This is a genomic window from Clavibacter zhangzhiyongii, from assembly GCF_014775655.1.
Taxonomy (GTDB): Bacteria; Actinomycetota; Actinomycetes; order Actinomycetales; family Microbacteriaceae; genus Clavibacter; species Clavibacter zhangzhiyongii.
Genome location: NZ_CP061274.1, coordinates 18,261 through 33,481 on the forward strand (window position 1 = coordinate 18,261; position 15,221 = coordinate 33,481).

The window sequence follows — 15,221 nt, forward strand, 5'->3', positions numbered from 1 at the left end:
TGTGGATCCGGGCGGCCGTCCGACCGCGCCCGCGAGGCGGGTGACGAGCCGCCGCCACCCGCGTCCGGGAGCGTCGTCAGGGCGTGCGGTGCGTGCTGGAGACGAGCGAGCGCTCGTCCGCGCGACCGGGTGCGGGGGACGGCGCCATGCCGGTCGTGCCGCCCTCGCCGCCGCCGCCCGTGCCGCCGCCGTTCCCGCCGCCCGTGCCTCCTCCGGTGCCGCCGCCCGTGCCTCCTCCGGTGCCGGATCCACCGGGCGCGGCCTCGACCGTGACGGTCACCGTGCTGCTGTACGGCGACTCGTTGGTGCCGCAGATGGCGAGGTACTTCACCGTGAACTTGCCGGGGCTCGAGCCCGCGGTGATCTCACCCGAGGTCGTCTGCGCGTTGGTGGGGTTGGTGCTGCCGCCCCACGTGCCCGTCGCGCCGCTGGAGACCGAGTCCGTCTGGATCTGGTACCCGTTGAGGGTCTGCCCGGCCGGGCACGAGTAGGCGGGCCAGGAGATGTCCACGGCCTGGCCGGCGCGCACGGAGGACGGGGTGACCGTGGGCGTGCCGGGAGCGGCGGTGGGGAGCGTGGGCGCGCCGAACGCGGTGATCTGGATGGTGGCGCCCTTGGCGACGCTGCCGGTGGGCGTGATCGCGGTGACGCGGCCCTCCTCCTCGCCGGACGGCGCGGCGCCGCCGGTGACCACGGTGACCTTGAGGCCGAGCGCGGTGAGCTCGGACGAGACGGTCTTCTGGTCGCGGCCGAGGTAGTCGTCGCGGTTGACCTCGACGGTGCTGGCCGTGGGGGTCGGGGTGGGCGTCGGCGTCGGCGTGGAGGTGGGCGTGGGGGACGCGGTGGTCTCGGTCGGAGCCGGAGCCGGGTCCGCATCGTCCCGCCTCTGGGTGGCGGCGAGCACACCGGCGACGATGGCCGCGATGACGAGGACGGCGACGACGACGAAGATCCAGATGGCGCGCTTGCGGGCGCGCGGCTGCTCGGGCTCCTCGTCGTCCTCGTCGTCGTCGAAGACGAGGGGGACGGGCGCGCCCGCGCGGGGTGCGGAGGCCAGGACCGTCGTGGCCCCCGTGTCCGCGGCGCGACGGCCGGAGGGCATGAGCTGCGTGGCCTGGGTGGCGGCCGGGTCGGCCAGCGCCGCGGCGCCCGCGACGGCCGCGACGGCGATGGTCGCGGTGGCGACGTCGCCGCGACGGAGCGCCTGCGCGGCGCGCGCGAGGTGCGCGGCGCTCTGCGGGCGGTCGGCCGGCTTCTTGGCGATGCACGACATGACGAGGTTGCGCACCGGCTCGGCGACCGTGACCGGGAGCTCGGGCGGCTGCTCGTTGATCTGAGCCATCGCGATGGCGACCTGCGACTCGCCCGTGAAGGGGCGGCGGCCGGCCAGGCACTCGTACGCGACGATGCCCATCGAGTAGACGTCGGTGGAGGGCGACGCGGGGTGGCCGCTGGCCTGCTCGGGCGACAGGTACTGGACCGTGCCCATGACCTGGCCGGTGGCGGTGAGCGGCACCTGGTCGGCGATCCGGGCGATGCCGAAGTCGGTGATCTTCACCCGGCCGTCGGGCGTGATGAGCAGGTTGCCCGGCTTGATGTCGCGGTGGACGAGACCCGCCTGGTGCGCGGCGTGGAGCGCCAGCGCGGTCTGGGCGATGATGTCGAGCACCTTGTCGGTGGAGAGCACGCGCTCCCGCTCGAGGATGGTGGAGAGCGCCTCGCCCGGCACCAGCTCCATCACGAGGAAGGCGCTGCCGTCCTCCTCGCCGTAGTCGAAGACGTTGGCGATGCCCTCGTGGTTGACGAGCGCGGCGTGCCGAGCCTCGGCGCGGAAGCGCTCGAGGAACCCGGGGTCGCCGAGGTACTCGTCCTTGAGGATCTTGATGGCGACCTTGCGTCCGATGACGAGGTCGGTCGCCTCCCACACCTCGCCCATGCCGCCGATGGCGATGCGATCGCCCAGCTGGTAACGCCCTCCGAAGGTCAGTCCGCTCGTGGGTCTCATCTGTCCAGCACCGCCTCAATCACTTTCTTCGCCACGGGGGCGGCGAGGGTGTTCCCCGAGCCCGATCGTCCTCGTCCGCCGCCGTCCTCGACCAGGACCGCGACCGCCACCTCCGGTGATGACGCCGGCGCGAAGCCGGTGAACCAGAGCGTGTACGGGTCGTCGGCGCCGTTCTGGGCGGTGCCGGTCTTCCCCGCCACGTCGACGCCACTGATTCTCGCATTCGAGGCGACGCCGGTCTGGACGTCGTCGATCATCATCCGGGTCATGGTGTCGGCGGTCTCCTTCGAGATCGGGTCGGCGAAGCGGGTGGGGGTGAAGCCGGAGAGCTCGCTGAGGTCGGGGTTGAGGACGCTGTCGACGACGCTGGGCTTCATCACCTCGCCTCCGTTCGCGATCCCGGCCGTGACCATGGCGGTCTGCAGCGGCGTGGCGCGGACGTCCAGCTGACCGAAGGCGGACTGCGCGGTCTGCGCGTCGTCGAGGTCGGGGGAGAAGACGCTCTTCGCGCTGGCCATGGGGACGTCGATGGACTTGCCGTAGCCGAACGCCTCCGCCATCTCTGCGATCCGCTCGGAGCCCAGCGCGATGCCGAGCTGCGCGAACGGGATGTTGCAGCTGAGACGGAGGGCCGTCGCGATGCTGACCTCGGGCTCGGAGCCGCACGCGCCCTCGCCCGCGTTCGTGATGACGGTGCCCGTGCCCGGGAGCGTGAAGGTCGCCGGGTTGGGGAGGAGGGAGTCGGGCGTGTACTGGCCGGACTCGATGGCCGCGGCGGCGGTGATGAGCTTGAAGGTGGATCCGGGCGGGTTGAGGCTGTCGACCGCCCGGTCGATGAGCGGGTCCGACGGGTCGGCGAGGAGCGAGGCGTAGCTCTGCTTCACGGCGGCGCGGTCGTGCGAGGCGAGCACGTTGGGGTCGTAGCCAGGCTTGGACACCATGGCGAGGATCCGGCCCGTCTTCGGCTGGATCGCCACGACGGAGCCCTGCAGCGACCCGAGCGCGTCGTACGCGGCCTGCTGCACCTCCGGGTCGATCGTGAGCTCGACCGACGCGCCCTTCGGGTCCTGTCCGGTGAAGGTGCGGGTGAGGCTGTCGAAGAACTGCGTGCCGCTCGTGCCGCTCAGCACGTCGTTCATGGAGGACTCGAGACCCGTGGATCCCTGGCCGAGCGTGTAGTAGCCGGTGACCGCGCTGTAGAGGTCGGGCTGGGCGTACGTGCGGAGGAACTTGTAGCGGTCGTCCACCGGCACGGAGGAGGCGATGGGCGTGCCGTCGACGAGGATCGAGCCGCGCTCCGCGGAGTAGCTGGCGATGATGGTGCGGCTGTTGCGCGGATCCGCCTGGAGCGTGGGCGCCGCGACCACCTGGATGATCGACGCCGCGACGAACAGGGCCACGAACATGGCCAGGACGAACACGGAGACGCGCTTCAGCTCGCGGTTCACGACTCGACCACCAATCGGGGCTGGTTCCGGACGGTGTCGGACAGGCGCAGCAGCAGGGCGGCGATGATCCAGTTCGCGAGGAGCGAGGATCCGCCGGCCGCCATGAACGGCGTCGTGAGGCCCGTGAGCGGGATGACGCGCGTGACGCCGCCGATGACGATGAACACCTGCAGGGCGATGACGAACGAGAGGCCGATGCCGAGCAGCTTGCCGAAGTCGTCCTGGCCCGCGAAGCCGATGCGGAAGCCGCGGGAGACGAGCAGGAGGTAGAGGGCGAGGATCGCGAAGACGCCCGTGAGGCCGAGCTCCTCGCCGAGGCTCGCGAGGATGAAGTCGCTGTTGGCGAGCGGCGTGAGGTTGGGCATGCCGCTGCCGAGCCCCTGCCCGAACAGGCCGCCCGACGCCATGCCGAACAGGCCCGTGACGAGCTGGTAGCTGCCGCCCTGCGCGTCGTACACGGCCGGGTCGAAGGGGCTCAGCCAGGCGTCGACGCGGCCGCCGACGTAGCCGAGCGTGCTCGCGCCGTACGCGCCGCCGAGGAACAGGACGGCGCCGAGGACCACCCAGCCGATGCGGCCGGTGCTCACGTAGGTCATGACGATGAAGAGGCCGAAGTAGAGCAGCGACGTGCCGAGGTCGCGCTGGAACACGAGGACGCTCATCGACACGGCCCAGACCAGGAGGATCGGGCCGAGGTCGCGGACCCGCGGGAAGCGCATCCCGAGGACCTTGACGCCCACCATCGAGAGGCTGTCGCGCGCGGTGACGAGGTAGCCGGCGAAGAAGACGGCGAGGCAGATCTTCGCGATCTCGCCGGGCTGGAACGAGAAGCTGCCGATGTGGATCCAGACGCGGGCGCCGTTGATGTTCTGGCCGATGAACGGGAGCATCGGCAGGAGCAGCAGCACGAGGCCCGTGAACATGGCGATGTAGCGGTAGCGCTGCAGGACGCGGTGGTTCTTCAGCAGCACGATGACCGCGAGGGCGCACACGATGGCGAGGCCCGACCACACGATCTGCCGCACCGCAACGCTGTCCCAGCCGGAGTACCCGCCCGCGAGGTCGAGCCGGTAGATGGCCGCGAGCCCCAGGCCGTTGAGGACCGTGGCGATGGGGAGGATGAACGGATCCGCGTCGGGCGCGAGCCAGCGGAGGGCCACGTGCATGCCGAGGACCAGCACGGCGAGGCCCGTGGCGGGCAGGAAGAAGCTCTGGTCGAAGGCGCCGAGCGCGCCGAGCTGCACGAGGTAGAGCGCGCCGCCGTTGATGACGGACGCCAGCACGACCAGCGCGAGCTCGAGGTTCCGCAGGCGCCGGGGCACGCGGATGCGCGGCACCTTGGGCGCGCGCTCGCGGCCGCGCGCGGGGGCGGCCGTCACGCCGGCGCTAGCCACGCGCGGTCTCCTGCAGCCGGTTGACGATGTCCTGCGCGCCCGCGAGCGAGTCGGCGTTGATGGTCTGCTCGACCTGCTGGCGGTAGAAGGGCTGCAGGTCGTCGACGCGCACCTCGGTGCGCGCGTAGACGTGGGAGAGCTCGATCGGGCCGATGGTCTGCTGCACCCCGTTGTAGACGGCGACGGTGCCCTCGGACTCGCCCACGTAGTACCGCGACTGGGTCCAGCGGTAGCCGAGGACGCACGCGAGCACGAGGCCCGCGACGATCAGCGTGACCCCGACCAGCCACGTGATGCGGCGGCGGAGGGCGCGACGCCGGTCCTCGGCGATCAGCGCCTCCAGGTACTCGTCCGACTCGGGCTCGAACTGCGCGTCGCGCGCGGCCGTGGTGGCGCGCAGCGGGTGCAGGAGGAGCGACGGGATGCGGACCGCGCGCTTCGCGGGCTCGTCGCCGAACGCGAGGGGCTGCGCGGCGGATCCGACGAGCACCGGCTCGGGCTCGGGGCGGGAGGCGGCGGTGGCGTCGTCCTCGTCGAGCACGTCGACGACCACGACCGTGACGTTGTCGGGGGCGCCGTGGTCGAGCGACTCCTTGACGAGCGCGTCGGCGATGGCCTCCGGGGTGCCGGCGGTGGCGAGGATCTCGGTGATCCGCTCCTCGGCCACGTAGCTGCTGAGCCCGTCCGAGCAGAGCAGCCAGCGGTCGCCCGTGTGCGTGTCGAGGACCTGGGTGTCGACCTCGGGGGCCGCGTCGACGTCGCCGAGGACGCGCATCAGCACGGAGCGGCGCGGGTGGACGAGCGCCTCCTCCGGCGTGATGCGGCCGCTGTCGACGAGGCGCTGCACGAAGGTGTGGTCGTTGGACACCTGGCTGAGCTCGCCGCGGCGGAAGAGGTAGATGCGCGAGTCGCCGATGTGGGCGATGGCGACGTGGCGGTCGACGCGGGCGAGGGCGCTGACCGTGGTGCCCATCCCGGTGAGCTCGGAGTGCTCGAACACGGTCTCGGCGAGGAGCTGGTTGGCGGCGACGAGGCCGGCCTGGAGCGCGAACTCGGCGTCGTGCGCGGAGGAGTACGCCTTGTCGGTCTCGATGATGCGCTTCGTGGCGACCGCGGAGGCGACGTCGCCTCCCGCGTGCCCGCCCATGCCGTCGGCGACGACGAAGAGGTGCCGCCCCGCGTAGCCCGAGTCCTGGTTGTTCGACCGGACCTTGCCCACGTGGGAGACGGCAGCGGCCTGCGTCACTGTCGCCATGCCGCTACCGCCGGAGCTCGAAGCTGGTCGCGCCGATGCGGATCGGCGTGTCGAGCGGCACCTGCGTCGGCACGCTCACGCGCTTGCCGTCGAGGAAGGTGCCGTTGGTCGAGTCGAGGTCCTGGATCATCCACTCGTCGTTCCAGAGGAGCAGGCGCGCGTGGTGGGTGGACGTGTAGTCGTCGCGGATGACGAGGCCCGACTCGCTCGAGCGGCCGATGGTGAGCGGCTCGGTGCCGAGCGGGATCTCCGTGCCGGCCTTCGCGCCCGAGGTGATGACGAGGTGGCGGGCCGTGGCCGTGGTGGCCTTCGCGCGGGAGGGCACGGCGCCCGAGTTCGCGCCCGACGGCATGGTCGAGATGGGCGGCGGCTGCACGGCCGGGGCGGCGGCCCGGGGAGCGGCGGCGGAGCCGGCGTACGGGGAGGACGGGAACGGGGCTCCCCCGGCCGAGCCCGACTCCTCGCGGAGCTTGCGGACGCGTTGCCCGAACAGGTCGGACCGCAGCGCGTAGACGATGCCGAAGACGAACAGCCACAGCACCGCGAGGAACGCGAGCCGGAGGACGAGGAGGGTCAGCTCGGTCACGACGCTCCCCAGAACCCGTCATCGCGGCGCTGGCGCTGGGGCTCGCGGCCGCCGCGCTCCTCGGTGGCCTGCGGGACGACGCGGAAGGTGATGGCGGTGCGGCCGATGCGGATGACGGACTCCGGCGGGAGCGGGGCCTTCGAGACGGGCGCGCCGTTCAGCTCCGAGCCGTTGGTGGAGCCGAGGTCGCGGACCTGGGCCCGGGTGCCGTCCCACGCGATCTCGACGTGGCGGCGGGAGGTGCCGGGGTCGTCGACCGTGATGTCCGCGTCGCTGCCGCGGCCGATGACCGTGCGGCCGACCGCGAGCGGGTGGCGGGTGCCGGCGACGTCGACGACGGGGATCCACGTGACGCTGCCCTCGACCGTGCGGCTGTCGATCTCGAGCACGCCCTCCGACAGCTGGTCGTCGCGGCGGAAGGCCACCTGCACGACGCCCGCGAACTGGTAGCCCTGCGTGGACGCGTGGCGCTCGACCGCCTGGCGCAGCTCGTCGGTGAGCGTGGAGCCGATGGACTCGAGGCGCTCGTGGTCGGGGCGGGAGACGCGGAGGGAGAAGGAGTTGGGCACCAGGATGAGGTCGCGGTCGACGATGGCGGCGTGCGTGTCGAGCTCGCGTCGCAGCTGCGCGACGATCTCCACGGGCTGCAGGCCGGACTTGAAGGTCTTCACGAAGGCGCCGTTGACGGCGCGCTCGAGGCCCTTCTCGAAGTTGTCCAGGATTCCCACGTGTGATCCGTCCTCGCGCGGTCCCTCCGCGGATGAATAGGGAGATCGTAGCCAACTCGGGAGGCGTCGCCCTGGACACCGGCTCCGGGGGGTGGGAGGACGGCGCCCGGCGCACGTCCCGCGGCGGGGGTGCGCGGCCCGCGCGGCGCGGGATCGGCTCCGCGACGTGATAATGTCGTCCGGTTGGCGCGAGTGGCGGAATTGGTAGACGCGCACGGTTCAGGTCCGTGTGTCCGTGAGGACGTGGGGGTTCAAGTCCCCCCTCGCGCACCAGCTGAGCAGGAGGCCCCCGGGAGACCGGGGGCCTTCTCGCGTCAGGGGCCTCCTCGCGTCAGGGGCCTCCTCGCGTCAGGGGCCTCCTCGCGTCAGACATCATCTGGCGTCAGGGGCTCGAGGAAGCCAGCGCCTCGGCGAAGCGCCGCGTCGACGCCCGGCTCCCCTCCACCGAGAGGTGCATGGCGTCCTGGTACAGCAGCGCGCCGTCCCGGTCCATGGAGCACGTGGACGCGTCGCAGAAGGACGCGCGCAGGTCGAGCACGCTGATGCCCGGCGCCTCCGCGACCTGCTCGAGCGTCGCCCTGCTCGGCGCCTGCACGGCCTCGACCTCCGCCCGCGGGATCGACAGCACGCACGACCTCGTGGCCAGCGCGAGCACGGAGCAGCTCTCCGGGACGCCCGTGTGGCCGCTGAGGACGGGATGCGGCACGGACTGGACGAGCACCACGTCGTGGCCCGCGTCCCGCAGCGCCGCCGTCGTCCTCGCGAGGCCGACGGTCAGGGCGGCGGACCTCGCCGCCACGTCCGTGCTCACGCCCTCGGGCGTCGACCCGATCGCGGCCTCGCCGCCCGACCAGTACGCCTCGGTGCTCGCGACGACGACGGTGCCGGGCGGGGCATCCGCCAGCCAGGCGAGCGTGTCCTCGTAGTACTGCCGGCAGGCGCGGTCCGACGCGTCGGACGTCGTGCCGGCCCGCCGGTGCACGTCGACGAACGGGCACGCGGCGGCGGTGCGCATGGTCGTGGACCGGCCGAGGGAGAGGGACGCGGCGACGACCGGCTCGCTGAACTGGCTGGCGTTCGAGTCGCCCACGAGGTAGACGGGCCGTCCCGGCGCCTCCGCGTTCCACGTGCAGTCCGCGTAGTCGGGGTTCGTCGCGGGCCCGGCCGGCATCGTCGCGAAGGACATGCACGTGTCCCAGCCCGTGTGCTGCGCGGCGACGGCCCGCGCCTCCGCGATCCCCCAGCCGTGGTCGGAGGCGACGCCCACGGCCCCCACGACGACGACCGCGGGGACGAGGAGCACGGCCGCCAGCCGCAGGGTGCTCCGCCTCGTGCGGACGCGCGGCCGTCGGAGGGGCTGCTCGATCCAGCGGTACGAGAGGACCGCGGGGACGAGGGCCGCGACGGCCGCGAGGGCCTTCGCCGGCGTGCTGTCCGGGATGAGCTCGGACGTGAGGACGACGGCCGGCCAGTGCCAGAGGTACCACGAGTAGGAGATGTCGCCGAGGCGGACCGACGGCGTCGAGCGGAGGAGCGCGGCGACGGGACCCGAGGCGTCCGCGCCGGCGAGCAGCAGCAGGGCCGTGCCCGCGACGGGGAGCAGGGTCGCGGGGCCGGGGCCCGGGACGGACGCGTCGATCACGACGAGCGAGAGCACGAGGATCCCCGCCCCCAGCGCGTGGACCGCGGTGGCGACCCCGGGGGACCGTCGCATGAGGGCGGCGGGGACCAGGGCGACGAGCGCGCCCGCCCCGAACTCCCACGCGCGGGTCACGGGGCTGTAGTAGCTCGTGGGGAACTGCGGGCCGGGGAGGTCGACCCCGGCGGCGGTGGCCACGGCGACGAGGGCCGAGGCGACCGTGATCCCCAGCAGCACCGCGGCCGGGAGCGCGCGGGCGCTCGACCGCCGCGCGAGGAGGAGGACCGCGAGCAGGAGGACGGGGAAGACGAGGTAGAACTGCTCCTCCACGGACAGGGACCAGATGTGCAGCAGCGGGTTCGACGCGGCGGCGGGCTCGAAGTACCCGCCCGTGGTGCGGTGGATGACGAGGTTCGCGACCCCCGCGAGCCCGCCCAGGGCCGTGCGGGTCGTCGTCTCGCCGACGAGCGGGGACTGGATCAGGGCCGACGCCACGAGCGTGACGAGGAGGACGGTCACGAGGGCGGGCGCGAGCCGTCGGAAGCGCCTGCCGAAGAAGCGGCGCAGCTCGATGCCGCCCGTCGCCGCGAACTCGCGCAGGAGCACCTGCGTGATGACGCAGCCGGAGATCACGAAGAAGACGTCCACGCCGAGGAAGCCGCCGGGCAGCGGCAGGCCCGCGTGGAACAGGACGACGGCGAGGACGGCCACGGCTCGGAGGCCCTGGATGTCGGCGCGGCGCGGGGACGAGCCCGTCGGCGCGTCGGCGCCCGCCCCGACCCGCCCCGCCGTCATCGGCCGCATCGCCTCCCCCGTCCACGACTACGCCGAGTATGCCGCGTGCGGAGGGGGGCCGCGGACCGCGCGAGGCGGAGCGGACGCGGGCCGCTAGAGGATCGGCACGCCGCCCGTGACGGCGACGCGCGCGCCCGAGACGTAGCTCGCCTCGTCGCTCGCGAGCATCACGAACACGGGCGCGACCTCGGCGGGCTGGCCCGCGCGGCCGAGCGGCACCTGCTCGCCGAACGACGCGACGTCCTCGGCCGGCATGGTGGACGGGATCAGCGGCGTCCAGATCGGGCCGGGCGCGACGCTGTTGGCGCGGATGCCCTTCTCGGCGAGCATCTGCGACAGCGCGCCGACCATGTTCGCGATGCCCGCCTTCGTGGCGCTGTACGCCAGCAGCGACGGCGGCGGGTTGTCGGAGTTCACCGAGGTGGTGCCGATGATCGAGGAGCCCGGCGCCATGTGCGGCACGGCCGCCTTCGCGAGGTGGAAGAACGCGCTGAGGTTGGTGGCGATGGTGCGGTCCCACTCCTCGTCGGGGGTGTCGACGATGGACTCGCGCGACATCTGGAAGGCGGCGTTGCTGACGAGCACGTCCACGCGGCCGAACGCGTCGACCGCCTGCGCGATGACGTCGCGGCAGTGGGCGGGGTCGGCGAGGTCGCCGCGGACGACGACCGCCTTCCGGCCGGCCTCCTCGACGAGACGGCGGGTGTCCTCCGCGTCGGCGTCCTCCTGCTCGGAGAGGTGGTGGATCAGCACGTCGGCGCCCTCGCGCGCGTAGGCGAGCGCGACGGCCTTGCCGATGCCGCTGTCGGCGCCGGTGATGACGGCGGCCTTGCCCTCGAGGCGGCCGGATCCGCGGTAGCTCCCCTCGCCGTGGTCGGCCTGGGGGGTCAGGTCGCCCTCGGTGCCGGGGACCTCCTGCTGCTGCTCGGGCTGGGACATGGCTGCTCCTCTTCTCCTGGGTGTCGTGTCGTCCCATCCCACTCCCGGGGCGCGGTGCCGCCCCGGGGGTTGACACGGCCGGGCGGCCCGCTGCCACAGACCGGGGGCGGGATCAACCCCCGGGGCGGATGCACGGGACGCGCGTTGGATGGCGCCATGACCGAGAGCGACCCGACCGCATCCGCCGCCCCCTCCGCCGACGGCGACCGCGCGTCGTCACCGGCCGGCGCCCCGCTCGCCCCCCTGTGGCGACGGGGGAAGCGGCCCCGTCTGCTCCCGCTCGAGGACCAGGTGGTGGTGATCACGGGCGCGTCGAGCGGGATCGGGCGCGTCACCGCGCGCATGGCCGCGGCCCGCGGGGCGGCCGTCGTGCTCGTGGCCCGTGACGGAGCGGCGCTCGCCGAGGTCGTGGAAGGGATCGTCGCGGACGGCGGGAAGGCGACCGCGGTCGTCGCCGACGTGGGCGTGGCGGCGGACGTGGAGCGGGTCGCCGCCACGGCGCTCGCCGAGCACCACCGCTTCGACACGTGGATCAACGACGCCGGCATCTCGATCCTCGGCCTCGCCGACCGCGTGCCCCTCGAGGACATGCGCCGGCTCATGGACACCGACTTCTGGGGCGTCGTGCACGGATCGCTCGCGGCCGTCGCGCACATGCGCTCGCGCAAGGGCTACGGCGGGGCGATCGTGACCGTCGGCAGCGTGTTCGGCGACCGGGCGACGCCGCTGCAGTCCACCTACTCGAGCGCGAAGCACGCCGTGCACGGCTGGACCGAGGGGCTCCGCATGGACCTCGAGGCGCAGGGGCTCCCCATCTCCGTCACGCTCCTGCACCCGGGCCGCATCGACACCCCCTACGACGAGCATGCGTCCAGCGAGGCCGAGCGGCAGCCCGCGCACCGGGGGATGGTCTACCCGCCCGAGGCCGTCGCCGAGGCGGCGCTGTGGGCGGCCGAGCACCCGACGCGCGACCTCTTCATCGGGGCGCAGGCGCGGATCGGCGCGGCCGCGGGGGCGCTCGCACCGCGGATCACCGACCTCGTGATGGAGCGGTACATGCTCTGGTCGCAGCGGTCCCGACGCCCGGCCCTCCCGCGGGACGCGACCGCGCTGCACCACGCGTCGCCGCACCACGCCGAGCGCGGCACCCCCGAGGGCTGGGTGCGCCGCCGCTCCTACTACCTCACGGTGCAGCAGCACCGGCGTGCGCTCGCCGGGGGTGCCGCGATCGTCGCGGCGGCCGTCGCGGCGGCGCGCTTCCTGCCCGCGCGACCCGCGCCGGGCGGCATCGCACGCATCACGGACCGGAGGGGCTGACCGGGATCCGTCGCCGACCGCCGCACGGACGCCCGGCGGACCGGGCGCCAGCCGATCGGCGGCGGGGCTCAGCCGATGGGCGGACGGATCGGATCCCCAGGCCGATGCCCCGCCGCGGGCGCCTCCGCAGACTGGATCCGTGCCCCACCCGACGCTCGCCCCCGCCGCCCGCCCGCTCCGCGACGCCTCCGCCGACCGCCCCCCGACGGCACCCGCGGCGTCGGCCGCGTCCGGCGCGGCCGCGACCGCCGCGCGAGCTCCCGCCGCTCCGCCGAGCGTCGCCCGCTCCATCGGCCGCGCGCTCGCCCGGCACCCGCTGGCCGTCGCCGCGGTGCCGGCCGGCAGCGGGTGGATGGCGGTCCTCGCAGGGATGGGCGAGCTCGCGCACCCGGCGGCGACGGCCATCGCGGTGGCCGTGGCGGTCACGGTGCTCGCGTGGTCGGAGAGCCGCATCGGCGTCCTCCGCACCCTCGTCGTCGCCTGCCTCGGCTCGCTCGCCCCCGTCGCGGTCGCCGCCCTGCTGCTCGGCGTCGGCCTCGCGCTCGGCGACTTCTACTCGCAGATGGACGCGGCCGACCGGCTCTGGGCGCCCTCGGTCGTGATCGTCGCGGTCGCCGCCGCCGCCAGCCGCGGCCTCGCGCCCGCCCACCGCGACGGCCTCCGCGCGGCCGTGCTCGCCGCGGTGCTCGCGGGCCTGCTCGCCGGCGGCCACGGCGTCGACCTCACCCGCGGCGTCGCCCTCGTCATCGGGCTCGGGCTGGGGCGGCTCCTCGTGCCGCTCTCCGCGCGCCCCGCCTGGCAGGACGCCCAGGCCTCCAGCGCCCGCGTCGTCGCCGCCACCGTGCTCGGCACGGTCACGCTCAGCTGGTGGATCGCCGCCGTCTCGGGCGACGCGGTCGGCGTGCTCAGCATGATGGGCACGCTGCTGGATCCCGGCGCCACGGTCGGCGTGCTCGGCGCGCTCATCGTCGCGGTCGCGCTGCTGCTCCGCGGCCGCCGGCTCGGGTTCGTGATCGGCGTCGCCGCCCTCCTCCTCATCACCGGCCTGCTCGCCTGGTACTACACGGTCATCCCGCTCACCGAGGACTGGTTCACCTGGAGCGCCACGACCTGGACCGAGGTCGAGTGGCCCGTGCTGATGCTCAGCACCTGGCTCGTCCCCGCGGTCGCGCTCGTCGTGATCCTCGCCCGCCGCCGCTCCTTCACGAAGCGGGCCGTCGCCGAGGAGCGCTCGGCCGGCCGCGAGCGGGTGCTGGCGCAGCTGATGCGCTCGGACGCCGGATCGCTCGGCTTCATGGGCACCTGGTCGGGCAGCAGCCACTGGTTCGCGTCGGACGAGGGCGACGCCTCCGCGTGCGGCGCCGTCGCGTACCGGTCCGCGCACGGCGTGGCCCTCACGGTCTCCGACCCGATCGCGTCCGCGGCCGACGCGTCCGCGACGATCCGCGGCTTCGCCCGGCACTGCTCCGCGCGCGGCCTGGTGCCCGCCTTCTACAGCATCCACTCGCGCGACCTGCCGGTCTTCGCGGAGCTCGGCTGGAGCGTCACGCCCGTCGCGGAGGAGGCGGTCATCGACCTCGCCGGGTTCTCGACCTCCGGCAAGCGCCGACAGGACCTCCGCACCGCCGCCAACCGGGCGTCGCGCGACGGCGTCGACGCGGTGTGGTCCACGTACCGCGGCCTGCCCGAGCCGCTCCGCCGCGCGGTCGACGCGCTGAGCGGCGACTGGGCCGACGCCAAGGCGCTGCCCGAGATGGGCTTCACGCTCGGCGGCCTGCGCGAGCTCGACGACCCCGAGGTCCGGATGCTGCTCGCCGTCGACGCCGCCGGCGGCGTGCACGGCGTCACCAGCTGGCTGCCCGCCTACCGCGACGGCCGCCTCGTGGGACGCACCCTCGACGTGATGCGCCGCGGCGCCGACCCCATGCCCGGCGTGATGGAGTTCCTCATCGCGACCGCCGCCCGCGCCTTCCAGGAGGAGGGGCTCGAGTCGCTCAGCCTGTCGGGCACGCCGCTCGCCGGCATCGGCTCGACCGCCGCGCACGGACCCGTCGACCGCGTCATCGCGCGCCTGCTGGCCGCGACCGGCCGCGTGCTCGAGCCCTCGTACGGCTTCACCTCGCTGCTGCGCTTCAAGGCCAAGTTCGACCCGCGGTACGAGACGCTGTGGCTCGCCTGCCCGAGCCCGGCCGACCTCGCGCCCATCGGCCGCGCGCTGACGACGGCGTACGTGCCCACGCTCCGCCTGCGGCAGCTCGTGGGCGCGCTCCGGGCGGCCGGCGCCCAGCGCGCGGGGGCCCGCCGGGAGGCGCGCGCGGCCCGTCGCGCCGCCGGACGCGCGGCCCGGCGCGCTAGCCTCAGCCCGGCGGACGACAGCAGGGCGCAGACGGGCGCCGGCGTCGGATCCCGCGGCGAGGGGCGTCCGGCGTGAGCACCGCATCCGACCCGCGCCGCCCGCTCGCGGCCGACGCCGTGGTGAGCGTCGTCGTGATCGACGACGAGTCGCTCGTGCGCTCGGGGATCGCGATGGTGCTCGAGGCGTCGCCGCGGATCGCCGTGAAGGCGGCCGTCTCCAGCGACACGGCCGTCGCGACCGTGCGGGAGCTCGCGCCCGACGTGGTGCTCCTCGACATCCGGATGCCCGCGCCCGACGGCCTCACGATCCTCGCCGCGCTGATGGCCGAGCCGCAGCCGCCCGCGGTGGCGATGCTGACGACGTTCGACACCGACGACCAGGTGCTCGAGGCGCTGCACCGCGGCGCGTCCGGCTTCCTGCTCAAGGACACGGATCCCGAGCAGCTCGCCCGGCACGTGCTCACGCTCGCGTCGGGCGGCATCGTGCTCGCGCCGGGCCTGCGGCCGGGACGCCTCTTCCGCTCCGTGGAGGACGACGCCCAGCGCGACCTCGTGGCCGCCCTCACCGACCGCGAGGTCACCGTGCTGCGGGCCCTCGCGCGCGGGCTGTCGAACGCCGAGATCGGCGCGGAGTGCGGGCTCACGCTCGGCACGGTGAAGGAGACGGTGAGCTCCATCGTCCAGGCGCTCGGCGTCGGCTCGCGCGTGGAGGCGGCCGTCGTCGCGGACCGCGCCGGGCTCGTGCCGCGGCGGTGAGCGG

Annotated in this window: 11 protein-coding genes and 1 tRNA gene; 4 read left to right on the forward strand and 8 right to left on the reverse strand. The window is 74.2% G+C overall.

All coding sequences use genetic code 11. From position 1 onward, the window contains the following. Window positions 1-76: 76 nt before the first annotated feature. From H9X71_RS00095 to H9X71_RS00120, 6 genes are read right to left on the reverse strand one after another with little or no spacing between them, the layout of a single operon-like run. Window positions 77-2,005, reverse strand: a complete 1,929-nt coding sequence (locus H9X71_RS00095) for a serine/threonine-protein kinase (RefSeq protein WP_191147759.1) — start codon at window positions 2,003-2,005, stop codon at window positions 77-79. After that, entirely contained in the window at window positions 2,002-3,453 is a 1,452-nt protein-coding gene (locus H9X71_RS00100; protein WP_191147760.1) for a peptidoglycan D,D-transpeptidase FtsI family protein, read from the reverse strand. Before H9X71_RS00100 ends, H9X71_RS00095 begins: the two co-directional genes overlap by 4 nt. Then, complete coding sequence (locus H9X71_RS00105; protein WP_191147761.1) at window positions 3,450-4,847, reverse strand: FtsW/RodA/SpoVE family cell cycle protein; 1,398 nt, start codon at window positions 4,845-4,847, stop codon at window positions 3,450-3,452. Before H9X71_RS00105 ends, H9X71_RS00100 begins: the two co-directional genes overlap by 4 nt. After that, window positions 4,840-6,102 (reverse strand): PP2C family protein-serine/threonine phosphatase, encoded by a 1,263-nt coding sequence (locus tag H9X71_RS00110; RefSeq protein WP_191147762.1) that lies wholly within the window; start codon window positions 6,100-6,102, stop codon window positions 4,840-4,842. Before H9X71_RS00110 ends, H9X71_RS00105 begins: the two co-directional genes overlap by 8 nt. 4 nt (window positions 6,103-6,106) lie before the next feature. Continuing rightward, window positions 6,107-6,688: an FHA domain-containing protein FhaB/FipA gene (locus H9X71_RS00115; RefSeq protein WP_191147763.1), complete on the reverse strand. Its 582-nt coding sequence runs from the start codon at window positions 6,686-6,688 to the stop codon at window positions 6,107-6,109. Further along, a complete protein-coding gene (locus H9X71_RS00120; protein WP_191147764.1) occupies window positions 6,685-7,416 on the reverse strand; it encodes an FHA domain-containing protein in 732 nt (243 codons plus the stop codon). Before H9X71_RS00120 ends, H9X71_RS00115 begins: the two co-directional genes overlap by 4 nt. Before the next feature lie 186 nt (window positions 7,417-7,602). Between H9X71_RS00120 and H9X71_RS00125 the strand changes: the two genes are divergently transcribed. Beyond that, window positions 7,603-7,689: transfer RNA gene (locus H9X71_RS00125), tRNA-Leu, on the forward strand. 109 nt (window positions 7,690-7,798) lie between these two features. Here H9X71_RS00125 and H9X71_RS00130 read toward each other — a convergent pair. Both H9X71_RS00130 and H9X71_RS00135 read right to left on the reverse strand, forming a co-directional pair. Next, window positions 7,799-9,850, reverse strand: a complete 2,052-nt coding sequence (locus tag H9X71_RS00130) for an acyltransferase family protein (RefSeq protein ID WP_191147765.1) — start codon at window positions 9,848-9,850, stop codon at window positions 7,799-7,801. Between the two features lie 93 nt (window positions 9,851-9,943). After that, window positions 9,944-10,789: an SDR family oxidoreductase gene (locus tag H9X71_RS00135; RefSeq protein WP_191147766.1), complete on the reverse strand. Its 846-nt coding sequence runs from the start codon at window positions 10,787-10,789 to the stop codon at window positions 9,944-9,946. Between the two features lie 156 nt (window positions 10,790-10,945). Between H9X71_RS00135 and H9X71_RS00140 the strand changes: the two genes are divergently transcribed. From H9X71_RS00140 to H9X71_RS00150, 3 genes are all read left to right on the forward strand, one after another. Then, a complete protein-coding gene (locus H9X71_RS00140; RefSeq protein WP_191147767.1) occupies window positions 10,946-12,106 on the forward strand; it encodes an SDR family oxidoreductase in 1,161 nt (386 codons plus the stop codon). 139 nt (window positions 12,107-12,245) lie between these two features. Then, on the forward strand, window positions 12,246-14,537 hold the full coding sequence (locus H9X71_RS00145) for a bifunctional lysylphosphatidylglycerol flippase/synthetase MprF (RefSeq protein WP_191147768.1): 2,292 nt from the start codon (window positions 12,246-12,248) through the stop codon (window positions 14,535-14,537). Beyond that, window positions 14,534-15,217, forward strand: a complete 684-nt coding sequence (locus H9X71_RS00150; protein WP_244961668.1) for a response regulator — start codon at window positions 14,534-14,536, stop codon at window positions 15,215-15,217. The genes H9X71_RS00145 and H9X71_RS00150 overlap by 4 nt, the downstream gene beginning before the upstream one ends. Window positions 15,218-15,221 lie beyond the last annotated feature (4 nt).